Origin of the sequence: Clostridioides sp. GD02377, assembly GCF_045899875.1 — a bacterium.
Classification (GTDB): Bacteria; Bacillota; Clostridia; order Peptostreptococcales; family Peptostreptococcaceae; genus Clostridioides; species Clostridioides difficile_A.
Map to the genome: position 1 here is coordinate 42,706 of NZ_JBJODA010000004.1, position 25,913 is coordinate 68,618.

A 25,913-nucleotide genomic window follows, 5' to 3' on the forward strand; every position below is an offset into this window, starting at 1 on the left:
TTAGTTAATTCATATTTTATACTTTTTTATCTTTCAAGTAAAGTTATTATAGTTACTAATTTAATGTAGATATATATCTATACTCTTTCTTCCCCAATTTGATGCACTTCCTTCACTATTCATAAAAATATCTATTCTGTTACCTTTAATTGCACCTCCACAATCTTCTGCTACAAAAGTCATACCCAATTTAGGTATATAGACTTTTGTTCCATATGGTATTATACTAGGGTCAACTGCAATAACACCCCATCTTGGAGTCGTTCCAGTTGATGTTATTGTATCTCCTGCATATGCAGTAGCAACCACTTTCATATGTTTTCCACCTCTTATATTTGCTCCTCTTGATGCAATCAATACTTTTTCTTTAGTTCCATATTTTATAATTTTTGTAGTTGGCTCCTTAGATATTAATTCTTTTGATAAGATTTTTTTGACTAACTTTCCATCATGGTAAGTTAATTTATAGACTAGTTTTTTTTCTCCTTCTTTTCCTTCTTGATAGACCTTAGATTTTCCTTTTAATAAATTACTATCATTCACATGCTTTGTCTCAAATGGAATCTTTTCAATTTCTTCTTTTTGATTATTAGTTACTTTTACAACTTTTATTTGCATATCATCTTTTAATTCTGTATCTAAACTTGGATTAATTTTATCTTCAGAATTATACTTAATACCCTGTTCATCCAAGAGTTCTTCAACTGTTTTTTTTAATGAAGAGACTTTTTGCTCTTTACCTTTAACTGTTAAACTTATATCTTCTTTATTTAATATAGAATAAATACTTACCAAACTCAGCAAAATTGATACACTCAATAAAGATGATATTATTATCCTCTTTTCTCTTTTCTCCATAATAATCTCCTTCCCTATTCAAACTTCAAATTAGTATTATTCATTACAGATTTAATCTTATATTATATATGTATATTATAGCTTTCAAAATTTATGTAACTTTTTTGTAACTTCTAAAATCATTAAAATCATTTTTAGACAGTTTAAAAGCCATCACACATACTATTTTTAAATAATCAGTGATTAATATAATAATTTGAAATAATATCATAAACAATTTATCTTTCATCCTAAAAAAATGGACATAGAGGAAACAAAACGGAAAGATGATACACAAATTAAAACACATTGTATACCAATATTGACTATGATAAAATGAATTCATATGCAGATTAGAAATTTTTATGATTGGGAGGAACAAAATGAAATTTGAACGTTTAAGAACCAGTAAAGATAGATTATACTATAAAGCTATGGAATTATATAAAACTAGTTTCCCATTTCATGAGCAGAGAAAGTCTTCTTTGCAATCAGAAATTATGGAAAATGAAGAATATCAATTCAATTTAATTTATGATAAAGACAAGTTTGTTGGCATAATTTTGTGTTGGGAAACAGAAAGCTTTATTTATGTAGAGCATTTTTGTATTTTTCCAGAAATGCGTAATAATATGTATGGGCAAAGAACATTGGAACTTCTAAATAAAAGAGGAAAAACTGTTATTCTAGAAATTGACCCTCCTATTGATGATATTTCAATCAAACGTAAGGCTTTCTATGAGAGAGTAAAATATAAGGCAAATGATTATGAACATATTCATCCACCATACCAAGATAAATTTAGTGGTCATAATCTAGTTGTAATGTCTTATCCAGAAATTCTATCTAAAAGGGAATATGATAAGTTTAATCAATACTTAGGGAACCATGTAATGAATTTCTAGATACAGTCCCTCTCTATTGAACTTTGCAAAATATCATAACAATTATATAAAGCAGTTGATTCACTATAATTAGCTGCTTTTTTAATATTAATTAATGCTATAAAATAAAAGATTCCTTTTCCTTGAACAAAAGAATTATTCCATAAATTAGACTATATTATGAAATTCTTTTCTATTTTCGCACAATAAAGGAGATAATTCAAATTTTTATGTTGAAACATCTCCCTTTAACTTAAGTAATCTTTAAGCCTTATATTAAATTTTTATTTATTATTTATCTTTTAACAATTTCTCTAATTCCAAAAGATTTTCAATTACAGACTCAAAAATTGGCTCGTCTCTAAGTTCATTGTAACTATCATCACTAAACACAATTAACAAATTCGTATATACATTAAAAGTATAGGAATTTTTAGATTTTACTTTATCAAAAAATCTCATTTGGCTAACATCCAAATTTTCATGTATGGGATATTTCTCTAATATTTCTTTTAAACTATATAAAGCTTCTTTAGCTTCTTCTTTCATATTAAAAAATAAAAACGTTAAAGATAATTCCATATAATCCATATATATATTAAAAAATGCACCTTTATCTTCACTAAGTATTTTTTTTATTTCTAAAGAAAAGTTTGCATACCCTAGTAACTTATCTTTTATATATTCCATTTCTTTCTCTATTACTTTTTTATTAGAATCTCCATCCTCCAATTTTTGCTTTAATTCCTTATATTGATATTTGTATATATTAATTATTCCTTTACAATCCATACTTACATTGAATACATTAGTGAACAATTTATTTTGAAGCAATATTTCTGCTTCTTCCAACCTATTTTGATTTAAATATATCATAGCTAAATTGACACTTGTATCTCCTATTGGTTCATGTATCATACTTAAGTACAACTCTGCCTTTTTATAATCTTCCAACATATAATATGCATTTGATAATATAATGAGTGCTGTTTCTTTAATTTGAATATCATCTGTATTTCTTACTATATCTTCAAGAATATTTGTTGTTTCTTTTACTTTGTTGTTCAACTCATTCTTACCAAATTTATATGAATACATCTGGTACAGTGAGCATATCTTTAATTTTAATAAATAACATTTAGGATACTTATCTATGTACATATTAGAAAGTTTTTTCACAGATTCTAAGTCTTCTTTACATTCTTCTTTTGGTTCTTCTGTTGATAAATCAACTTCAATCCCAGCAAAAATTGCTTCTAATTCTTGATAAATTTTCATTACTTCTTCTTCACTTAAATCAATCTTATAATTCATAAGCTTATCAATAGATACATTAAAAAAATCTGCTAATAGTGGTAATAATTCTATATCAGGATAAGAATTTCCACTTTCCCATTTTGATACTGCTGGTGTTGAAACCCCTATAAATTTTGCCAATTGCTCTTGAGTTAGATTTCTTTCTTTCCTAAGAGTTTGTATGACTTTACCTATTTTAATTTGCATATATACCTCCCTAGTACATCTGTTGTAATTTAAGTATATAAAAAAAGTATTTACTAGTAAATCGAGGCAAAGTTAATAAAATGTTCATAATTTAACCATTGGTTATATTTTAGTTGGTTATATTTTAGTCTAAAATTTTCTTTCATTTACTTAAAGTAGATTCCACATCTAATGATAATAATACTTGCTATTAATAACCTATTTGTAATCACACTTATTTATACTATAAGTGACATTATCATAAAGAGCACATTTAATATAAATAAATCATTTATAGAGCTAATACTATAAGACTAATATTACATTATATACATTTCTTTATTACAATCTGTCTATTTTATTATTTAGCCAACAGATTATATCCTCAAATACTTCTTCCTTATTTATCTCATTTAATAATTCATGTCTTCCATCTTTGTAAAGCTTACAAGATACATCTTTTACCCCTAAATTTATATATCTATCCCTAAGTCTTAATACTCCCTTTCCATTTTTTCCTATAGGGTCTTTATCGCCAGATATTATATAAATAGGAATATCAAGAGGTATTTTTTTTAGATTTTGCTTATCCTCAATTTCTTTTAATCCTTGAATCAAATCATAAAAAAAACCACAACTACACACTACTCCACAAAATGGGTCATTTATATATTTCTCAACTTGTTCTCTATCTCTACTCAGCCAATCAAATTTAGAGTTTTTATTTCTTTTTATGATTTCTCCACCAAATATCAAATCATTTATTTTATTACTTCTTGAATTTCTTCCATGTTTTTTAATTTCATGATTAATTATCATATGGGCAAAATTTAAGATAGTCCCTTGTTTTCCATTTGAACCGCATAGTATAAGACCAGACAAATTATCATGGTAATCCATTATGTATCTTTGACTTGCAAACGAACCCATACTATGTCCAAATAAATAAATTGGTAAATTCCCATTTTCCTTTTTTATAATATTTGTTAAAGTGTGCATATCTTCTACAAGACATCTAAATCCTTCTTTTTCAGCTAAATGACCAACATTTTCTATTGTCTTCGCAGTCTTTCCATGACCTCTATGGTCGTTAATATATACTATATAGCCATTTTTAGTAAGTTCTTTAGCAAAAGGCTCATACCTTTGTGCTGTTTCAGCCATTCCATGTGAAATTTGGATAACAGCTTTTGGATTGTTTATATTTTTATCTTCCCATTTGTATGTATATATATCTAAATCTTCCTCTCCTTTGAAAGTAAAGTTTGTACACTTCATAATTATCCCTCCAGATTGATTTTATTCAGTATATTAACTTATATATTATATTACAAGTATTTTCAAGTCAAAATCTTTCTATATGCTTTATGATTTACTAACCATTGATACAAATGACTATACAAAGTTATATAATAATTTAACAACTTAAATATTAATATAAAAAACAATACCTAGATATACTTGGACATCATATTGACATTAGAATCAATTCATGATATTCTGTTTTCGTTAAAATACAATCCAAAGATAAAGGAGATATTTCATGGATTATTCAAATGAATTAAAAGAACTCTTTCTAATGAATCAAACTTATGCTACTCTCTTTACCCTTACAAACAAAATACAAATAGAAGGAGATAAATATTTTGGTATACTTACTTCAAGACAGTATATGACTATTTTATCTATCCTCCATTTACCAGAAGAAGAAACAACATTAAATAATATCGCAAGAAAAATGGGTACAAGTAAACAAAACATAAACAGACTAGTTTCTAATCTTGAAAAAAGTGGATATGTTAAAGTAGTTCCAAGTCCTCATGATAAAAGAGCTATTAATGTTAAAATTACAGACTTAGGAAGAGAAGTTATGATAACATGTAGTAAAATTGGAATAAATTTTATGGCTGATGTGTTTCATGAATTTAGTAAAGATGAACTGGAAACTTTATGGAGTTTACTAAAAAAAATGTACCGTTTTAATGGTGAAGAACAAGATGGATTTGAAGAAGATGCTAATTTTATGGAAGATGAAGAACTAGATAAAATCAAATCTGAACTACTTGAAGAGTTTTCAAGAAGAAGAAATGAGATAAACAAAACTTACTAATATTATAAATATTTATAGAAGTATATAGATTTAAAATTAATTTTTAAAAAATAAAAATTTTAATTTCTCAATACTGCTAACAAAATGATTAAAGTGGTATTTGTTAGTTATAAGAAAAGAACTCTATATTAAGTATAAATATAGAGTTCTTTTCTTGTAGTTATTGTACTCTTAAAAGCATATCATTTAGTTTTTGTAAATCATTAAATGGTTGGCTACAGCTATTGTTTTGACACACATAATAAGTAGTCTTATTATTCTTTAATTTATAATCCTTTAAAAAATCTATCTTGGCATTTTCTTCATTGTATTTCTTTACTAAAAAAGTTGCATTTGGTATAAAATTTTTACTTATTAATTCTTTAAATCCAATCAAATCAGAGTCTTCTTTTAAAATACATATAATTTCTTTGGTAGGATAAAGTTCATACATCAATGAAAGCATATAGAAACTATACCCAGTTGGAGAATTTTTTACATTATCTACATATAGTTTTAATTGTTTATACGATATTTCTTCAAGTTTACCATCACCAGTAATCTTTGCAAGTCTTATAAGATTGTATAATTGAGCAGAATTTCCTGATGGAATAGCACCATCATACAAATCTTTTGGTCTTGCTATTAAATTTTCACTATCCTTACCATATATATAGAATCCACTTTTTTCATAATCCCAGAAAAGGTCAATACAGCTTTCATTTAAATTCAACGCCTTTTCTAAATATCTCATATCAAATGTTGAATCATAAAGCTCTATATATGCCCATATTAAAAAAGCATAATCATCTAAATAAGCTAAATAAGCAGAACTTCCTTCTCTATATCTAGCTAACAATCTACCTGACTCATTTACAAGATTGTCATTTATAAAATAAAGGCATTTATTTGAATACTCTAAGTACACATCATTTTTTAGTGTATTATAAGCCTTTGCCAAAGCTACTATCATCAATGCATTCCATGAAGTAAGTATCTTATCATCTTTATGCAAAGATGTTCTTTCTTTTCTATATTCAAATACCTTTTTACTAAGATTAGCTATTTTTTCATTATATCTATCATATTCTTTGTTTTTTATAAGATTTGGGATATTTTTACCCTCAAAATTTCCACCATTAGTTATATCAAAATAATCATTAAAAAACTTTCCATCTTCTTCACCCAGTACATCAATTATTTCAAGAGGATTAAATGTATAAAATTTTCCTTCTTCACCTTCACTATCAGCATCCTGTGCTGAATAAAAACCCCCTTCTTTATCTTGCATCTCTTTAATTACATAATCTATAGTCTTTATAGCAATTTCTTTATATAATTCTCTTTTTGTTATTTTATATGCATCTAAATACGCTATTGTAAGCATGGCATTGTCATATAACATTTTCTCAAAATGAGGTGCTAACCATTTTTTATCAGTTGAATATCTTGAAAAACCAAATCCAATATGGTCAAACAAACCTCCTCTATACATTCCATCTAAAGTTTTTTCCACCATTTTTAATACATCTTCATCTTTTTCTATACTATAGTATTTCATCAAAAACATAAGGTTTTGAGGACTTGGAAATTTAGGTGCATTTCCAAAACCACCATACTTTTCATCATAGATAGCCTTAAATATCCTAACAGATGACTTTAACATCTCTTTTGATAACTCACCATCTGTATTTTTCACTCCAAAATCATCTTTAAGAGCTTCTATTATTTCATCTCCAGATTTTATAAGTATATCTTTGTTTGTATTCCATTTATCAGATACACTTTCTAATAAATCTATAACACCAGGTCTATTATATCTTGAATACTTTGGGAAATATGTTCCTGCAAAAAAAGGTTTCTTATCTGGTGTCATTATTATAGTCATTGGCCATCCGCCACTGCCTGTCATAGCTTGACAAACTGTCATATATACACTATCTATATCAGGTCTTTCTTCTTTATCTACTTTTATTGCTATAAAGTTTTTGTTCATTATTTCAGCAACTTCTTTATCTTCAAAAGATTCTTTTTCCATAACATGACACCAATGACATGTTGAATACCCTACACTTAAAAATATTGGTTTATCTTCTTCTTTTGCTTTTCTAAAAGCTTCATCATTCCAACTATACCAATTTATAGGATTGTACGCATGCTGTAAAAGATATGGAGATTTTTCATTTATTAGATTATTAGGTTTTTTATTATTTTTCACAATACCACCTCATTATTGTTTTATTATATATTTTGCAATAAAAAAATAGATATACACTTATATTAAGTGTATACCCATCTTAACTACATATATTTAGATTTTTATCTACTTAATTCTTCTAGGCAAATAATTTTTTATATATTTACTAAAACAAAACAACATGAAAAATATCAAATTATTTTTTTAAAGGTTTTTCAAAAGAAGGAGGATTAATATCTATTTTAGTATCATGATTTGGTCCTGGAGTTGATAAGTCAAAATATAACTTTGAATCTTCTGTAACCCCAAAATCTCTGTTTGAACCTGTATCTTTGACTTTATTTAAAGCATCTCTAAATAAAGCATTATGTGCTTCTTCTCTGTTAAGTAAAAAATCTATTGTTTCTTTTACATGTTTATCATCAATCTGTCTATATAAGTGTTCATAAACCACCTTGGCTCTTTGTTCTGAAGCTATATTTGAAAGTAAGTCAGCTACTAAATCACCTGTAACTGTAACATAATCAGCAGTCCATGGAGCTCCTGATGAGTTTATTAATACTGGTGATAATCCAGTTAATACATGAGTCTCTATTTCACCTGTATCAACTGCATTATAATCAACATCATGACCATTTAATAAATTTATAGTTTGAGCAACCATTTCCATATGACTAAGCTCTTCTGCTGCTATATCAAGAAATAAATCTTTTATTTGAGGGTCTTTTATTCTAAAACTTTGAGCCAAATATTGCATTGCTGCCTTTAATTCTCCATTTCCTCCTCCTAATTGTTCTTGCATCAAAACAGCATATTGAGGATTTGGTCTTTCTACTTTTACTTCTTTTAATAACGCTTTATCATGTTTAAACATATGAATACCTCCGTAAATTATTATTCAAATTTATTATTTGCTTAAAATACAATCTTATTCTAAGTTCTATAATTAAGATTTAATAAATACTTAGTTATACATTGAGTAATTTATTTACAAAGACAAAAAATCTACACCTAAATAAAAAACTGAACATCAATAAAGTTTCAATAAAAAACTTTATCAATATTCAGTATAAATCTTAGTTACATATTAAATTTTCTAATGCATCATTAGGAGCTACAATAGGATAAACATCATAATCCTTATCTATATCACATTGCAAAAACATAGGTTTATTAAAATCTATCATATCTAAAACTTTCTCTAACCCTTCCATATCAGATACCTTATATCCATCAATATTATAGGCATTTACAAGCTTAACATAGTCTACATTTTCATCAATATCAGTTTGAGAGTATCTTTGATTAGAAAATAATTTCTGCCATTGTCTTACCATCCCTAGTGTTCTATTATTAAGCAATAAAATAAGTATAGGTACATTATAGTTTGAAACTGTAGCTAGTTCATTACAATTCATTCTAAAACTTCCATCACCAGTAACCAAAACTACATTTTTATCTACATTACCAACTTTAGTTCCTATAGCTGCACCTAAACCAAAGCCCATTGTTCCTAGTCCTGCTGATGTTATAAAGCTTTTATTACCTTTAAAATCCCAGTATTTAGCAGCCCACATTTGATGCTGACCAACATCAGTTACCACTACAGTAGGATTATCTAATTTTTCATACTTCTCATTTATTTTTCTAAGTATATTTTGTGGATGAAATTCACCTTCTTGTACACCCTCACTCTTTCTAAAAGTCTTTATTTCTTCTTTCCAGTTACTATTATTCTTACTATCCACTTTCTTTAGTAGTAAGCTAAGAATAAATTTCACATCTCCAACTAGAGATACATTTGATTTTATGTTTTTACTTATTTCAGATGGGTCTATGTCTATGTGTATTACTTTTGCATTTTTAGCAAATTCAGAACTTTTACTTATTACTCTATCACTAAATCTTGCACCTATAGCTATAACCAAATCTGAATTAGAAAGAGCTAAATTACTTTCTCTACTTCCATGCATTCCAACCATACCAAGAGATAACTCATTTTTTCTATCTATATTACCAAGTCCCATAAGTGTATTTAATACAGGTGTATCTATTTTGGATGCAAATTTTTCAAGAATTTCCTCACTATCTGAAGACTTAACACCTCCACCAGCATATATTATAGGTCTTTTAGAATCTTTTATTATATCTATTGCATCACTTAAAAGTTTAATATTTATTTCATCTTCTAAATCAAAATCATTCTTATAATCCATATAATCATCTATTTGGCATGAATCATAATCCTCATCGTTAAAATCCATTTCTGCCAAAAATAAATCCTTTGGTACATCTACAAGTACAGGCCCTTTTCTTCCTGAATTTGCAACCTTAAAAGCTTCCTTTATTGTAGGAATCAATTCTTTGGTACTTCTAACTAGATAATTATGTTTTGTCATAGACAAGGTCGCTCCTGTTATATCAATTTCTTGAAAAGAATCTTTGCCTAATAAACTTGTTGGAACTTGCCCTGAAATCACAACCATAGGAGATGAATCCATAAAAGCTGTTGCTATTCCAGTTATAGCATTTGTTGCTCCTGGACCAGATGTTGTAAAGCAAACCCCCACTGTGTTAGTACTTCTTGCATACCCATCTGATGCATGAACTAAACCTTGTTCATGAGATGTCCTTATATGTTTGAAATCATCTTGATAATCATATAGAGCATCATAAAGAGGTATCACTGCTCCACCAGGATATCCAAATACTGTGTCAACTCCCTCTTTCTTCAAGCATTCTAAAATTACTTTTGCTCCATTCATACGCACTACCATGCACCACTCTTTCCCTCAAACTAATCCATTTAATATATTTATTTTAAGAATGACATCATACTTCTTAGATTTCTTCCAACTTCTGCTATTTCTGTAGCATATTCTGCTTCTCTAGTTTTAAGGAAGTTTTCACGACCTTCTTCATTCTCTTTAATCCATGCCTTCGCAAATTTTCCATTTTGTATATCTTCTAAAACTTCTTGCATACCTTGCTTTGCTGCATCAGTTATTACTCTTTTACCAGATACATAATCTCCATATTCTGCTGTATCACTTATGCTATATCTCATTCTTTCAAATCCACCTTCATATATAAGGTCAACTATTAGTTTCATTTCATGTAGACATTCAAAATATGCTACTTCTTTTTGATATCCTGCATCTACAAGTGTTTTATATCCTAATTTTATAAGTTCACTTATTCCACCACAAAGTACTGACTGCTCTCCAAATAAATCTGTTTCTGTTTCTTCTTTAAAAGTAGTTTCTAAAACTCCTGCTCTTGTTGCTCCAATACCTTTTGCATATGCTAAAACTGTCTCTGTAGCTTTTTTAGTGTAGTCCTGATATACCGCAAATAGTGCAGGAACTCCACTTCCTTTTGTAAATACATTTCTAACTAGGTGACCAGGTCCTTTAGGAGCTACCATTACAACATCAACAAATTCTGGTGGTTGTACTTGGTTATAATGTATATTGAATCCATGTGCAAATGCTAATGTCTGACCTTCTTTTAAGTTATCCCTTACACTCTCTTCATAAACTTTTTTTTGCTTTTCATCTGGCATTAGTAACATTGTCAAATCACTTTCTCTTGTCGCTTCTGCTACACTTTTAACTTCAAATCCATCTTCTCTTGCTTTTTGTGCTGATTTACTTCCATCATAAAGTCCTACTACTACATCTACACCATTATCTCTAAGATTTTGTGCATGTGCATGTCCTTGGCTCCCATAACCTAAAACTGCAACCTTTTTATTTTTTAAAACCTCTAAATTTACATCATTTTCATAATACATCTTTGCCATCTTTATTTCCTCCCAATACTTTCTCTCATTTTTATGATATTTATTTTTATTAGAAATTTATACTCATTATCATTGATTCTATGCTACTTAACAGATTATATTTCTAAATTTACATGATTTCAAAATTGTATTTTTAGAATTTTCAGTCTTTATAAATTGCAGAAAACTAATAAATTCAATGATATTTGTATTTTCATTCTAAGATTTTTCTCATTTAATATTTATCTTTAGTTTTTCATTTTAACATAAATAGATTTATCATTAGTTTCTATTTTTATAAAACACATTTAATTAATGTCTTACTTTCTCAACAGTTATTTCTCTTATATCATGTAGCTTCTTCATATGATTTAAAACACAATCTAGAGATGTTTTTTCTTCATTTACTATTAGTTTTATTCCTGAATTATTCATGTTATCTACAGTCATACTTATTGATTGTATATCAACTTCTCTCCTTCTAAGAGTCATAGCCACTCTTAAAAAAGAATCTATCCCTTGGTTTAATTTAGCATATACAGTATTTTCCATAAAAATTCCTCCTTATTTTTATTATTTTTTATTAATTTTATATGGATTGAACTTTTTATATTGCTTAAAATAAAAAAACTTTCATCTTTATAAGCAATATAAATATTACTTATAAGGACGAAAGTTATATTCCGCGGTACCACCTTATTTGTAGATATAAAAATACATCTACCCCTCTTTTTTCAGGTCGGGTAATTGATTACCTTAACCTTAGCCATGTAACGTTGGCAGACGTTTGTACTTACTAAAAATATTCAGTACAAAAGCTCCAGAGTGATAATTATACTACTGTTAACACCAATTCTCAGCAACATTGGTTCTCTGTGGATAACACCATTAGCATCATTGTCTCTGTCATCGCTTTTAATTTTTTTAATTTTATATTTTCTATCTGTTTTGTTGTTAATATAGATTATATTCTCTATCTTTTATAATGTCAACGACTTTTTTTAAAATTTTCAGATTATTTATTTTTTTCACAATAATATGTTTTCTATATTCTAAATACAACTTTTGGAATAACCGTTTTCATATTATTATTTTATATCCATTTATTTTTAGCCAATTTTCTTTTTCTCTATAATCTGGCATAATAGATTTTACCAAATCATAAAATTTTTTAGAATGATTCATATGTATTAAATGACTAAATTCATGTATTATTATATAATCAATTACATCTAATCTTGCCATAGATATTTTTGAATTTATATAAATATTTTTTTGAGATGTGCAACTTCCCCATCTCTTTTTTTGCTCTTTTACCTTAACACTTTTTGGAATCAATTGCTTCATTATTTCACAAGTTGATTTAAGAAAATCTATTCTTTCTAAAACTATTCTTTGGCTTTCTGTTTTATACCATTCCTTCAAAGATGTTCTAATGAAGTCTTTACTGGTATCATTTGTTTGAATAATTATTTGAGATTCATCAAGATTTATTGTACAGTTACTTTTTGAGACACAATCATCTAATATTTCTTTTATAACTAAATAGTATTCTTTACCTAAATAAAGAAATTTCTCGCCATTTATAAACATTCTTTGTCTGTATGATTCTTCTCTGTTCTTATATTTTTCAGACTTTTTAAGTATCCAGTCTCCCTTTTCAATTATTATGTCTTTTATTATTTTTTTAGAGATTTTAGGAGGACTTGTTACAATTATTTTACCAAATGAGTCTATTTTTATAGAAATATTTTTTCTATCTTTATACAACAAAATCACCTTTATCTCATTACCTCTAAAAGTTACATTTAAAATGTCAGTGTCTTTACTTACTGTATTCATCAGTTTCTTTTTTCCTTATTTGCTCTACAATTTATAAGTTCAGCAGCTATACATACAGCTATTTCAGCTGGTGTCTGAGCATCCAATTTTATACCTATTGGTGCATGAACTTTTTCAAGTTCTTCCTTTTTGAAACCTTTTTTCATAAGTTTTTCATATGTTAGCCCAATCTTGGTTCTACTTCCAATCATACCAATATACCCAGAATTTCTTTTAAGAGCCCATTCTAAAGCACTTGAATCATATAAGTGCCCCCTTGTCAAAATAATTATATAACTATTTTCATCAATTGAAAAATCTGGTATATCTTCAAAAGAATCTAAAACTACTACTTCTGAATCTGGAAATCTTTCAGAGTTGGCAAATTCTTCTCTATCATCTATTACTACTGTTCTAAATTCTAAAAGGGATAATATTACAGCCACATCTCTTGAGATATGACCTGCCCCAAATATATACGCTTTACTTGTATTCTCTTTTAAACTTCTATTAAATCTTTCTATATTACTCTCTAATTCACTGTCAATAAAATCTATTTGTATCTCTCCATTGCCACCACATATCATTCCAAGTTTTGCTACATCAGATTTATTTAAAGTAAATTTATACAACATTGATTTTCTATCTCTTATGACATTAAGTGCATGTTTTATACATGTAGCTTCTACACTTCCTCCACCTACTGAACCAAATATTTTACCATCATTTTTTACAATCATCATGGCTCCAGTTTCACGTGGTGTTGAACCTGAGTGAGAGGTTATAGTAGCAAATGCAAAATCCTCCTTATTTTCTATTAACTGTATAGCTTGTTCATATATATTCATATAATTCTCCTTACCAAGTCTATCTAAAAATCTTCTATATATCTATCTTAGGTTTTTTATCACCTTATTTGGTATTACAAATTCCACTGCTCCCATATAACCAGGAGCTACTTCATATTCATCAAAACTAATTATAAGATTTCCACTTTTATTAATATAAAAATCTTGATACTTATTTATAGATTCGAAATCCTTTACTGGTGAATCTTTTCCTTGGTCAATAAAATAGGATTTTGTATTATCCTTTTTAATTTGATTTCTCATCTGCTCTTTTATATTATCACTTATAGCTCTTATATATCTACTATCTTTAAAAAATATTGGCAAATTTAATAGTATTTCTCTATTTTTATCAATAGTATAGTGCTTTTTAGTTACAGTTGAAGAAGCTTCTATCTCTTCTTTTTTCATTTCTATGGATAAAAAGTCCTTAGAATTGTTTTTAACATTATAACTTGCATTTAAATATCTATGACCTTTATTATTTTCTTTTTTCATTTCATTTTTAAATTGATTGTAAAGTTTTTTCCCATCTTGCAAAAACTCATTATTTAATTTATTCTCTAAATCTTTATCTTTTAAACCCTCTATTTTGGGAATACTAATTTTCACTTCATAATTACCTTGCTTAAAATTGAGATTCTTAGCATCTACAACCTTTATTGTATTATTGTTTAGAGTCTCATTAGAAGAACTTGCAAATATAGGTTTTATATTTACTAATGATATTAATAAACATATTGAAACTATAGCAATTTTAAATATAGATTTTTTAAGTTTTTTACATGTATTCATGTTGACCTCCTTAATGTATTTATATATAAACTACTATTCAATTTACAAATCTTTTATTACTTTATATGGTATTACAAATTCTACTGCTCCCATATAACCAGGTGCTACTTCATATTCATCAAAACTGATTACAAGATTTCCATCTTTATTAATATAAAAATCTTGATATTTGTTGATAGTTTTAAAATCTTCAGCAGATAAATCTTTTTCTTGGTCTATAAAATATGATTTTGTATTGTCCTTTTTCATCTGTTCTCTCATCTGTTCTTTTATATTATCACTAATAACTTTTATATATTTATCATCCTTAAAAAGCATAGGTAAAGTCAAAACTATTTGTCTTTTCTTATCAACATTATAATGTATTTTACTAACATAAGATGATGCTTCTATCTCATTTTTTGTCATTTCTATTGAGAGGAAATCTTTAGAATTATTTTTAACACTATAACTCAAACTTAAAGACTTATGTCCTTTATTCTTTGATAATTCTATCTTTTCCATCCTCTGTTGAAATTCATCATAAAGCCTTTTTCCATCTTCCATAAAGCTACTGTTTAAACGCTTTTCTAAGTTTTTATCTTTTAAACCTTGTATCTTAGGAATATCAATCTTAGCTTCATAATTTTCACTCTTTAAGCTATAATTTTTTATAGTTATTACTTCTACTATTCCTCCAATTATAGGTATCTTAGAGAAATTATCTGCAAATACAGGACTTATATTTACTAATACTGTAAACATACAAGCAAAAGCTATTGCAACTTTAAATCTTAATCTATTTACTTTCTTATTTTTCTCATAATATATATTTTCTATTTTCTCATGATTTATTATAGTATCTAGTTTCTTTGGTATTGGAATTTTATGATACTCCTCTTTTAACTTATCTAACCTTTCTTTGCTCGTCATTCTTTTTATCCCTACTCTTCAATTTTTAATTTTAGTTTTTTTAAAGCAGTATATAGCCTAGTTTTAACAGTATTCACATTTTCATCCAATATTATTGCCACTTCTTCAATCTTTAAATCTTCAAAAAATCTTAATATTATAATAGATTTATACTCTATAGGTAATTCTTCTAAAGCTCTTTTTAAATCTAAATCAGTATATTTATCACATTCTCCAGTTTCATCTATATGGTCAATATCTGTCATGTTATTATATTTACGGTTTTTCCTAATAAAATCTATACTAGTTCTAACTAAAATTTTATAAAACCATGTTTTTATATAATTTACTTCTTTAATATTTTCCACTGAATATAGAGCCTTATACATGGCTTCTTGAACCACATCTAAGGCATCTTCTTCATTCTTTGTATAACTATATGCAATTCTATAAAAAGAGTCTTTATTATCGATAATGTATTTCTCAATCTTCGTTCTCTTTAAACTCTTAAACATTCCTGTAAAATCTCCCTCCGATTACAGGCTAGGATTGAGTCTTTAGAGATTCTATCTGTCTATTTTTGCATCTTCATTCAATTTCTTTATATGCTCAATATACTTTTCATTTAAAATAGATTCTCTTATTAAACTCTGACACTCATTAAAACTTTTTTGTCTTTCTCTTTTATCAGTAACTTTGACTATATGATATCCATAACTAGTTTCAAATACATTTGAAACTTCATTTTTCTTTAATTTGAACACTTCTTTTGTAAACTCAGCATTTTTATCTTCTTTTGTGAAATATCCTAGCTGTCCTCCGTTTTTTCCAGTTGCTTTGTCATCTGAATATTTTTTAGCCAATTCTTCAAAACTTTCTCCGTTTTTGATTTTAGTTAATATGTTATCTGCCTTTTTCTTTAAAGCTTCTTTCTTATCTTTGCTTACTTCCTTTTTGTTTTTATCTAAAGTTGATATAAGTATCTGAGAAGCATTTACTTCTTCTACATTAAAATCTTTTTTATGTTTCGTATAATAGGATTCCATATCCACATCACTTACATTTATTCTATCTTCAAAGGCTTTCTTATTTTTATCTATGGCTAAATCTTTAGATATTTCTTGTTTTAAGTATGCTTTATCAACACCTGCTTTGTCCATTTTTTCTTTGTAACTCGTATTCAAATTCATATTATCTTCTAGTTCTTGATACTTTGAGTCTACTTCGCTTTTAGTTGGAGTTAATCCTTTATCCTTAGCCTCTTGATATAAAAGTTCATTATCCACCATAAACGATATTATAACATTTTCTAATTTATTTCTACCTTTTTTATCCAAAGTTTTTTCCAATTCATCTAAAGATTGCCCATTTATATAACTATTAGTAGCAGATAAAACTGCTTTTGTTTTTTGATATTGCTCTTTTGTAATTTCCACATCATTTACTTTTGCCAAACTTTTGTTGCAACCAACCATCATTAAAGATAGTATTCCGACCATTCCTATATAAAGTTTTTTATTCAATATATCTACACCTCACTCATTTTTATTCTCAATTTCTAAAATATCAATTAATGCTCTTATATTTTAACTACTCTAAATTACGCAACCAATAATTTTTTGGTATCTGATTTTGATCCACTGCTGCAAATTCATAACCTTCATCTGATAAGAATTTTAAAACTGAATCTAAAGCTTCTGCACTTTGTTTTTTCTCATGCATTAAAACTACAAGTTGGTCTTTATCCTCACCTTTTCTATTCTTAACATGATTTTTCACATTTTGTAAGATTTGAGCAGAATTAGATCTCCAGTCCTCTGTATCCAAATCCCAGTCCCAAATCTTGTATCCAGCATCAACTAAAGCTTGATAAGAAGCTTGTGGTGTATATGGTTTACTTCCATAAGGTATTCTTATTACTTTTGAATGTTTACCAGTTATTTTGTAAAAAGTTTGGTCATTTGTATCAAATTCCTCTTTTGCTGATGTACTAGTAACATAAAGCTTATGAATATCATGTGATACACTATGGAAACCTCCTGTGTTCCCACTTTTAATTATATTTTTAACTTGTTGTGGATATTCCTTCATATTGCCATCTATCATAAAAAAAGTTGCTTTAACATTATATTTATTTAGAGTTTTTATCATCTGGTCGGTAAATTTAGATGGACCATCATCTATAGTTATGTATGCTACTTTTCCAGAACTCTTACTTGGCCCTTTGCTAATTTCCGTTGTTGTATTAGATACTATATCTGTAATAGTAGAACTTGACAATTTTGTATTTCTACTAATTTCGTCTTCTTTAACATTTAAAGAGCTAACTCGTATACCAACTATTATAAAAGCTAGACATACTACAATAGCACTTAAAAGTACATATAATTTCTTTCTATTTATTTTTTTCTTTTTATTTCTCATCGTTCGACCTCCATATTGCTATATTTTTACATTTATATTTTTGTAGTATTTTATACCCAAAATTTACACTACATATATATAGACGTTGAACTTCGACAAAAAGTTTTGCTTAATTTTTAAAATTTGTTATTTTGATGATTATTATGCTGTATAATTTATGTATAATTGTATAGAATGTTGAAAATTGAGTATTATATAGTGTTTTTTACAATTAATTCTAGTTAAAGTGTCATTTCTAATTTTTAAAATTTATAAATTGTTTTTTATAAATTAGAAATATTAAACAAGAAATAAGTACTAAAACAATGATATTGCACATTTTTCATGTATACATTATGTATTTATGTTAACTAATATTTTTATCAAATAAAAATTACTAACTTTATTCATAAATCATTATATTAATTAGGTAATTTTTTCTTATTAACACAATATTATGTTATTTATAATAGAAAGATTTAATTTTCAAAATGTTATATATCTTCTACTATACAGATATACTTTAATTTGATTATTTTAAAAAAATACTTATAAACAAAATACATCAGAATAAACAATTATTTAGATTTTCAATTTCATTTCCAAAAAATCAAAAATAAAATCCCAATCTATCTATAAATAGATTGGGATTTTATTTTTAACATAATTATAAAGTATTTATAAGCTACTTAGATTCTCTTTTTGTCCCTCTAGTCATATAAGCATACACTGGTAAGCCTATAGCTGTTATTATAAGGCCTCCTATAGATATCATAGTAGTTTTCATACCTGCAAAACATAATTGATTAACTACAACAAATATACCACTTGCTATAGCTATTATTGGAACTATTGGATATAATGGCACTTTATACTCTCTTGGCATATCTGGATGAGTTTTTCTAAGTTTCATTACTCCTATAAATGTTAATACATAGAATATCCAAGTCGCAAATACTGCTAAATCAGTTAATAAGTTAAATTGACCTGATAAAGCATATATAGATGCAATAACAGATACTAATGTTATAGCATTTGCTGGAACTTGAGCAGAATTTAATTTAGAAAAAGTACTATACTTTGGTAAAGTCTTATCTGTAGCTAAAGTATATGCAACTCTTGAACCAGTTAATAAGAATCCATTTAATGCTCCGAATACTGAAATTAATATACCTACAGATATTATTTTCCCACCAATTGAACCAAATATAACTTCAGCAACTGCTGATGCAGGAGAAGCATAATTTGCTAATTCATTAGCTGGTAATACCCAAAGGTATGCTAAGTTTATTATAAAGTAAACAGCCATAACAACTGATAATCCACCTATTATAGCTTTTGGAAGGTCTTTTCCAGGATTTTTCATTTCTCCAGCTAAAGTACCAACATTCATCCAACCATCAAATGCAAATAGTATAGCAATTAAAACCTGACCTAATACACTACCTAGACTTAATCCCTCACCAACCATAGGTGTAAGTATTGGATTATCTCCACCACCTTTAATAAATCCAACAATCATTATCAAAATAAGTGGTATTAATTTACATATTGTAGAAACTGTCTGTATAGCTCCTCCAGTTTTTGAACCAAGCATATTCAATCCTGCAACTATTACTATAATTCCAATAGCTATTGGAAGTAATAATGATGGGCTACCAATTAAAGCTGAAGCTTGCTCTCCAAATATAACACCCAACGCAGCCATCATACCAGGATAGAATAGTACAATTTGCATCCATCCAGTTAAAAATCCTAATTTCTCTCCATAAATTTCTTTTATATATACCATCATTCCACCAGTTTTTGGTATCGCTACTGATACCTCTGCAGCTGTAAGACCAGCTGTTATAGTTATGATTCCAGCTATTAACCATGCTAATATACCAAGACCTGGAGCTCCTCCAGTCAATGTATAAACTGCTTGTGGTTTAAAGAATACACCAGCTCCTATAACGGAACCAACAACAGTAGATAATGCCGCTGACACGCCAAGTGTCTTTTTTAGTTCGTTACTTCCCATTTTCTTCCTCCTACTTAAACTTATTTAATTTCATAGTTATATAAGCATATATTATGCCAATATTATAGAAAAATAGTTTTTATTATTTATTAAAATAAAATAATCTCTACTAAACGTTTGTAATCTTTTACTTTTATGATAGCTTAAAGCTTTAAAAAAATTATAAAAATTAAAAATCCAAATCTAATAATATTTCTTAAAAGTACATGTATTTTTTATATTGTATAATATACATTGTATATTTATAACAAGTAAAATAGATTATACTTATTAAGTTGAAATCGTTTTAAATTTCTTGCAATAAAATTTCACCATTTCTCAAAAACATTTTATTTGTATTTCTGTAATTTCCTATTTTATATGTCTTTTATAAATAGTATGACTTTTACTTGTTTTATAGTCTATTTTATAATAATAAATAATTTGACAATTTATTATAACCCAACTTAAACCAGAAATCAAAACTAATATTTTATTTTTTAATAAAAAAATAAAATATTAGTTTTGAAAACGTTTTTTAATTGTTTATATTTAACTCTATTTTTTTATAAAACCACTATTTTTATTACTATTTTTTAATATAAAATTTATTTTCATATTATTTCACTTAAATATAATTAGATGATTTTATTTTTTCTAAAATAAGTAATGAAATATAATTATTTTATTAATAAATTATATATATAATAAATTGTACCAAGAAATTTACAGACTATTCTACAAATTTAAAATAAAGAATAAGAAAATATACCGCTTTTTATAAAAAGCGGTATATTTTCTTATTCTTTATCAATCTATCTTATTTTATTTTCTTCTGTTAAGTAACTCTTTCTTTATTTCATCAATTTTAACATCCTTTTCTATCATTAAGACTAATGTATGATATACTAAATCGCTAATTTCATAAATAAGTTCACTCTTATCTGTATTCTTTGACGCTATAATTACCTCACTACTTTCTTCACCAACTTTTTTAAGAATTTTATCTATACCTTTATCAAAAAGATAATTAGTATATGAGCCTTCAATAGGATTATTTTTTCTTTCATTTATTAAATCATATAGTTCTTTCAATATACCTTTTTCTACTTCAAATCCCATTTTATCAGTATCATCAAACAAATCTCTATAAAAGCAAGAATAGTTTCCTGTATGACAAGCTACACCAGTTTGCTCAACTAAAAGTAATATAGTATCTACATCACAATCATAAGACATCTTAACAACTTTCTGAGTATTTCCAGACGTCTCACCTTTAATCCAAAGTTCTTGTCTACTTCTGCTAAAATAACAAGCTACTTTATCTTTTAATGTTTTCTTTATAGCCTCCTCATTCATATATGCCAACATTAGCACATCTTTACTCACTACATCTTGAGCAACAACAGGAACTAGACCCTTATCATCAAATTTTACACCTTTTATAAAGTCTTCTGTTTCCTCACTGTATACATTGCTACATTTATTTTCCATCTTTTTAACCCCCTATTAGATATCTTGCTTATAATCTTACTTCTACACCCATGTTTTTTAAATATTTCTTCAAATCATTTATTTTTATTTCTCCAAAATGAAATACAGATGCTGCTAAAATTCCATCCACATTAGATTCTTTTACAGCCTCATAGAAATCTTCCATTTTACCAGCACCTCCTGATGCTATAACAGGCACATTCACTAAAGAAGTTATTTTTGATAACAATTCTATGTCATATCCATTTTTCATTCCATCTTCATCCATACTATTTACAACGATTTCCCCTGCTCCAAGCTCTACACCCTTAACAGCCCACTCAATTGCATCAAGACTAGTCTTTTCTCTACCACCTTTTACATATACACTCCATGAACCTTCTTCATTTTTCTTTGCATCTATTGATAAAACAACACATTGTGCTCCAAATTTTAATGATGCTTCCCTTATTAATTCAGGATTTTTGACTGCTGATGAATTTATAGAAACTTTATCAGCACCTTTTCTTAAAATATCAGTAAAATCTTCTAACTTATTTACGCCTCCACCAACACAGAATGGTATATTTATATTTTCTGCAACCTTTGTTACAAATTCTAAAGATGTCTTTCTGTCTTCGTTTGATGCTGTTATGTCATAAAATACAAGTTCATCTGCACCACAATCACTATAAAACTTCCCAAGTACCTCTGGACTGTCAACATCCACTATGTCTTTGAATTTCTTACCTTTTACAACTCTTCCATTCCTTACATCTAGACATGGTATTATTCTTCTAGTAAGCATATTTGTTGTGCCTCCTTAAAGTCTATCTTTTTGTCATATAGTGCCTTACCTATTATAGCACCATATAGATTCATATCTTTCAATCTTCTAACATCATCTATAGAGGTTACTCCTCCTGAAGCAATGACATTTAGTGATGTTTCATTTGATATTTTTTCATATATATCAAAATTTGGACCTTGTAACATTCCATCTTTTGATATATCTGTATAAACAATGGTTTGCACACCTATTTTTTCAAGTTGTTTACACAATGTTAGAGAATCCACATTACTTACAACTTCCCAACCTCTAACTGCTACCTTTCCATCTTTAGCATCTATAGAGACTACTATTTTATCTTTATATTCGTTGACTAATTCTTCAACTAAATTTAAATTTTCAATAGCTATACTACCTAAGATTACTCTAGTAACACCAGCTTTTATTAAACTTTGGACTTTTTCCTTATCTCTAACTCCTCCACCTACTTGAATAGGTATATCTATATTGTTTGCTATCTTTTCAATTGTTTCTGTATTTACACCAAATTCACTTCTAGCTCCGTTTAAATCTACTATATGTATATATTCTGCGCCTTCATCTTTCCATTTGTTTGCTACTTCTAATGGATTATCATAATATACATTTACTTTATCAAAATCTCCTTGAGTAAGTCTGACACACTTGTTATCTTTTACATCTATTGCTGGAAATATTATCATTTTATCATCTCCCCATATGCTTTTAATATATTTAAACCTACTTCTCCACTTTTTTCCGGATGAAATTGTATACCATATACATTATCTTTTCTAACGATAGCGGGAATTTTCTTTTCATACTCTGAAAATGCAATAAGTTCTTCATTTGATGAATTTGCATAATATGAGTGAACAAAGTATACATAGTCATCTTCCTTAATATATTTAAGTATATCATCTTCTTTATTAAATTTTAGATTATTCCATCCCATATGTGGCACTTTTAAACTTATATCTAATTTATCAATACTGCCTTTTATAAGTCCTAATCCTTCATATTCTCCATACTCATAACTTTTCTCATAAAGTAATTGCATACCTAAACATATACCTATCAGAAATTTTCCTTTTGAAGCATGTTCTCTTAATATTGGTATCAATCCTAGTTCATCTAAAGCATTTATAGAATCTCTAAAAGCCCCAACACCTGGAAGTATAAGCGAATTTGCTTTCTTAATTTCATTTATATCACTAGAAATTTTAGTTTCTATTCCAGCTTTTTTAAAACCTCTAGATACAGAATCTATATTTCCAAGACCATAGTCTACTATTATATTCATTCTACAAAACCCCCTTTGAAGATGCTATCTCATTGGAAATTATTTCACTTCCTTCTTTTAAAGCTCTTGCAAAAGCTTTAAATATGCTTTCTATTTTATGATGGTCATTTTCTCCATATAAAAGATTAATATGTAATGTTACTCTAGATTCATTTACAAAAGCTCTGAAAAATTCTTTAAAACACTGCGTACTCATATTACCAAGCATTTGAGTATCAAATTTAGCATTAAATACAAGATATGGTCTATTACTTATATCTATTGCTACCATTGATAGAGATTCGTCCATAGGTATATAGATAGTAGAATATCTTCTTATTCCTTTTTTATCACCTAAAGCATTTTTAAATGCTTCACCTATAGCTATACCAATATCTTCAACACTATGATGGTCATCTACATATATATCACCTTTACAAATCACCTTTAAATCAAACTTGCCATGAAATGCCATCAATGTAAGCATATGGTCTAAAAATCCTATTCCGGTATCTATTTCAGCTTTACCAGAACCATCAATATTTAGTTCTACTGAAATTTGTGTTTCAAAAGTATTTCTTTCTATACTCCAAATTCTCATACCTATTTCTCCTTTTTCAAAATATCTCTTATAGCATCCATAAATATGGTATTTTCTTCTTTATCACCAATCGTAACTCTATAATAATTTTTTAACTTACCACTAAATTCCCTTATTAGCACCCCTCTATCAATAAGTTTTTGTGATAGATTTTCAATTTCAGAATAGAACAATATAAAATTTGCTTGCGATTTATATGCCTTAATTCCTATATCAATCATTTCTTTATATAAAACTTCTCTTTCTTCTTTTACTTCATTTATATAAGCTTTCACTATATCTTTATTTCTAAGAGCTCTTGTAGCAATAAAATCTGATAATGAATTTAAATTATATGGAGGTCTTACCTTTTCAACAGAGTCTATTAAACTACTATTAGATAACATATATCCTGTTCTTATTCCAGCCAATCCAAATGCCTTTGATAAAGTTCTAAGAACTATTAGATTTTCATACTTAAAAACATCACTCAACATACTTTCTTCTCCAAAATCCATGTATGCTTCATCCAAAACTACTAAACTGTCAGTTGAATCTAAGAGTTTTATTACATCTTCCCTCTTTAGTATTGTTCCAGTTGGATTATTTGGATTACATACAATTACTATTTTAGGATTGTTTTCTTTTACTTTTTCAATTACATTATCTATGTTTATAACTAAATTTTCGTCACTTTCAACACCTATAAACTTAGAGCCATTTATTTGACTATATATAGAATACATGCTGAAACTTGGAGAGAAACTTAATATCACTTCATTTTTATCTACAAAAGTATGTATTATCAAATCAATTATTTCACTTGAACCATTTCCTACTAAAAGATTTTTCTTACTTACTCCAGAAATATTTATATAATCTATTATAGACTCTTTCAATTCACTATAAGAATCTTCAGGATATAAATTTAAGTCTATATCACTATCAGAAATCTCTTTAATAAGATGCTTAAACAACTTCTTACTTCCTTCATTTGCATCAAGTTTTACTTTGCAATTCACATGGTTTGGTTCATATCCCTTTAATTCTCTTATACTTTCTTTTTCTCTCAATTTAAACTCCTCCTTCTTAATTGTATTTTAGTTATCTAGTTCTTCAAATAAACGAATTATATTTTGAATTTGTTCATATTTAAATCTATAACTAGCTCTATTTGATATAATTCTAGCACTTATATCACATATATCTTCCAATATTTCAAGACCATTTGCTTTAAGTGTATTACCTGTCTCAACTATGTCTACAATTACATCTGATAATCCTACTATTGGAGCTAATTCTACAGAACCATTTAATTTTATTATTTCAATTTTTTGACCTTTCTCCTTAAAATATTTTTTAGCTATATTTGGATACTTTGTAGCTACTTTTAAATATTCATCTTCTCTATATATACTGTCGCCCTTTAATCCTGCTACAGCAAATTTACACTTCCCAAAGCCTAAATCATATATTTCATATACATCTGTTTCATTCTCCAAAATAGTATCTTTTCCTGCTATACCAAGGTCTGCTACTCCTTTTTCAACATATGTAACTACATCTGATGGCTTGACATGTATATATATTATTTTATTTTCTTCATCTTTAAAGATTAACTTTCTTGTATCTGTGTCTATACTGTCCCCTAGACCCATTTTTTTAAATTTTTTAAACGATTCTCCTTCTATTCTTCCTTTTGCTAGTGCTATAGTCAAATAATCCAAAATAACCCCT

At 27.3% G+C, this 25,913-nt stretch carries 25 protein-coding genes and 1 other annotated feature; of the genes, 2 read left to right on the forward strand and 23 right to left on the reverse strand.

What is annotated here, in order from left to right:
• Positions 1–60: 60 nt before the first annotated feature.
• A complete protein-coding gene (locus tag Q3304_RS04350; protein WP_407814358.1) occupies positions 61–858 on the reverse strand; it encodes a G5 domain-containing protein in 798 nt (265 codons plus the stop codon).
• A 362-nt stretch (positions 859–1,220) separates the two neighbouring features.
• Between Q3304_RS04350 and Q3304_RS04355 the strand changes: the two genes are divergently transcribed.
• Positions 1,221–1,742, forward strand: coding sequence for an N-acetyltransferase (locus Q3304_RS04355; protein ID WP_407814359.1), 522 nt, complete (start codon positions 1,221–1,223; stop codon positions 1,740–1,742).
• Positions 1,743–2,012: 270 nt separating this feature from the next.
• On the opposite strand, the gene Q3304_RS04360 is transcribed toward Q3304_RS04355, so the two are convergent.
• Both Q3304_RS04360 and Q3304_RS04365 read right to left on the reverse strand, forming a co-directional pair.
• Positions 2,013–3,224: a helix-turn-helix domain-containing protein gene (locus Q3304_RS04360; protein ID WP_407814360.1), complete on the reverse strand. Its 1,212-nt coding sequence runs from the start codon at positions 3,222–3,224 to the stop codon at positions 2,013–2,015.
• Between the two features lie 321 nt (positions 3,225–3,545).
• Positions 3,546–4,481 carry a lysophospholipase gene (locus Q3304_RS04365; RefSeq protein WP_407814361.1) on the reverse strand — a complete coding sequence of 312 codons (936 nt, stop codon included), beginning with the start codon at positions 4,479–4,481 and terminating at the stop codon, positions 3,546–3,548.
• A 265-nt stretch (positions 4,482–4,746) separates the two neighbouring features.
• Here Q3304_RS04365 and Q3304_RS04370 point away from each other — a divergent pair, with 265 nt between their 5' ends.
• Entirely contained in the window at positions 4,747–5,313 is a 567-nt protein-coding gene (locus tag Q3304_RS04370; protein ID WP_054270054.1) for a MarR family winged helix-turn-helix transcriptional regulator, read from the forward strand.
• Between the two features lie 160 nt (positions 5,314–5,473).
• Here Q3304_RS04370 and Q3304_RS04375 read toward each other — a convergent pair whose 3' ends face one another.
• The 20 genes from Q3304_RS04375 to hisG all read right to left on the reverse strand — a co-directional run bounded on the left by Q3304_RS04375 (position 5,474) and on the right by hisG (position 25,903).
• Entirely contained in the window at positions 5,474–7,510 is a 2,037-nt protein-coding gene (locus Q3304_RS04375; protein WP_407814362.1) for a thioredoxin domain-containing protein, read from the reverse strand.
• 175 nt (positions 7,511–7,685) lie between these two features.
• Positions 7,686–8,363, reverse strand: coding sequence for a manganese catalase family protein (locus Q3304_RS04380; RefSeq protein WP_054270052.1), 678 nt, complete (start codon positions 8,361–8,363; stop codon positions 7,686–7,688).
• Between the two features lie 202 nt (positions 8,364–8,565).
• Entirely contained in the window at positions 8,566–10,254 is a 1,689-nt protein-coding gene (gene ilvB / locus Q3304_RS04385) for a biosynthetic-type acetolactate synthase large subunit (protein ID WP_407814363.1), read from the reverse strand.
• A 50-nt stretch (positions 10,255–10,304) separates the two neighbouring features.
• Positions 10,305–11,351 carry a ketol-acid reductoisomerase gene (ilvC, locus tag Q3304_RS04390; protein WP_265327124.1) on the reverse strand — a complete coding sequence of 349 codons (1,047 nt, stop codon included), beginning with the start codon at positions 11,349–11,351 and terminating at the stop codon, positions 10,305–10,307.
• Between the two features lie 234 nt (positions 11,352–11,585).
• Positions 11,586–11,825, reverse strand: a complete 240-nt coding sequence (locus Q3304_RS04395; protein ID WP_021384344.1) for an ACT domain-containing protein — start codon at positions 11,823–11,825, stop codon at positions 11,586–11,588.
• Between the two features lie 110 nt (positions 11,826–11,935).
• Positions 11,936–12,192: a binding site (T-box leader), on the reverse strand.
• Between the two features lie 161 nt (positions 12,193–12,353).
• Positions 12,354–13,115, reverse strand: coding sequence for a M48 family metallopeptidase (locus Q3304_RS04400; protein ID WP_407814364.1), 762 nt, complete (start codon positions 13,113–13,115; stop codon positions 12,354–12,356).
• A complete protein-coding gene (locus tag Q3304_RS04405; RefSeq protein ID WP_054270049.1) occupies positions 13,115–13,942 on the reverse strand; it encodes an XdhC family protein in 828 nt (275 codons plus the stop codon). Before Q3304_RS04405 ends, Q3304_RS04400 begins: the two co-directional genes overlap by 1 nt.
• Positions 13,943–13,984: 42 nt before the next feature.
• Entirely contained in the window at positions 13,985–14,737 is a 753-nt protein-coding gene (locus Q3304_RS04410; RefSeq protein WP_407814365.1) for a DUF3298 domain-containing protein, read from the reverse strand.
• Between the two features lie 42 nt (positions 14,738–14,779).
• Positions 14,780–15,649 (reverse strand): anti-sigma-V factor rsiV, encoded by an 870-nt coding sequence (locus Q3304_RS04415; RefSeq protein ID WP_054276530.1) that lies wholly within the window; start codon positions 15,647–15,649, stop codon positions 14,780–14,782.
• An 11-nt stretch (positions 15,650–15,660) separates the two neighbouring features.
• A complete protein-coding gene (locus Q3304_RS04420) occupies positions 15,661–16,143 on the reverse strand; it encodes an RNA polymerase sigma factor (RefSeq protein ID WP_407814366.1) in 483 nt (160 codons plus the stop codon).
• 51 nt (positions 16,144–16,194) lie between these two features.
• Complete coding sequence (locus Q3304_RS04425; RefSeq protein ID WP_054270046.1) at positions 16,195–17,151, reverse strand: peptidylprolyl isomerase; 957 nt, start codon at positions 17,149–17,151, stop codon at positions 16,195–16,197.
• A 67-nt stretch (positions 17,152–17,218) separates the two neighbouring features.
• Positions 17,219–18,052: a polysaccharide deacetylase family protein gene (locus tag Q3304_RS04430; RefSeq protein WP_054270045.1), complete on the reverse strand. Its 834-nt coding sequence runs from the start codon at positions 18,050–18,052 to the stop codon at positions 17,219–17,221.
• A 664-nt stretch (positions 18,053–18,716) separates the two neighbouring features.
• The gene (locus Q3304_RS04435; protein WP_231300670.1) at positions 18,717–20,054 is read right to left on the reverse strand and encodes an amino acid permease; all 1,338 of its coding nucleotides are present in this window, start codon (positions 20,052–20,054) and stop codon (positions 18,717–18,719) included.
• An 804-nt stretch (positions 20,055–20,858) separates the two neighbouring features.
• The gene (gene hisIE / locus Q3304_RS04440) at positions 20,859–21,527 is read right to left on the reverse strand and encodes a bifunctional phosphoribosyl-AMP cyclohydrolase/phosphoribosyl-ATP diphosphatase HisIE (protein ID WP_223195569.1); all 669 of its coding nucleotides are present in this window, start codon (positions 21,525–21,527) and stop codon (positions 20,859–20,861) included.
• Positions 21,528–21,555: 28 nt separating this feature from the next.
• Positions 21,556–22,314 carry an imidazole glycerol phosphate synthase subunit HisF gene (gene hisF / locus Q3304_RS04445; protein WP_054270042.1) on the reverse strand — a complete coding sequence of 253 codons (759 nt, stop codon included), beginning with the start codon at positions 22,312–22,314 and terminating at the stop codon, positions 21,556–21,558.
• Entirely contained in the window at positions 22,296–23,018 is a 723-nt protein-coding gene (gene hisA / locus Q3304_RS04450; RefSeq protein ID WP_054276529.1) for a 1-(5-phosphoribosyl)-5-[(5-phosphoribosylamino)methylideneamino]imidazole-4-carboxamide isomerase, read from the reverse strand. Before hisA ends, hisF begins: the two co-directional genes overlap by 19 nt.
• Positions 23,015–23,617, reverse strand: a complete 603-nt coding sequence (gene hisH / locus Q3304_RS04455) for an imidazole glycerol phosphate synthase subunit HisH (protein WP_407815049.1) — start codon at positions 23,615–23,617, stop codon at positions 23,015–23,017. Before hisH ends, hisA begins: the two co-directional genes overlap by 4 nt.
• 1 nt (position 23,618) lies before the next feature.
• A complete protein-coding gene (hisB, locus tag Q3304_RS04460) occupies positions 23,619–24,203 on the reverse strand; it encodes an imidazoleglycerol-phosphate dehydratase HisB (RefSeq protein ID WP_407815054.1) in 585 nt (194 codons plus the stop codon).
• Positions 24,200–25,249 carry a histidinol-phosphate transaminase gene (hisC, locus tag Q3304_RS04465; protein ID WP_167641050.1) on the reverse strand — a complete coding sequence of 350 codons (1,050 nt, stop codon included), beginning with the start codon at positions 25,247–25,249 and terminating at the stop codon, positions 24,200–24,202. The genes hisB and hisC overlap by 4 nt, the downstream gene beginning before the upstream one ends.
• Positions 25,250–25,276: 27 nt before the next feature.
• Complete coding sequence (gene hisG, locus Q3304_RS04470; protein WP_021384322.1) at positions 25,277–25,903, reverse strand: ATP phosphoribosyltransferase; 627 nt, start codon at positions 25,901–25,903, stop codon at positions 25,277–25,279.
• Positions 25,904–25,913 lie beyond the last annotated feature (10 nt).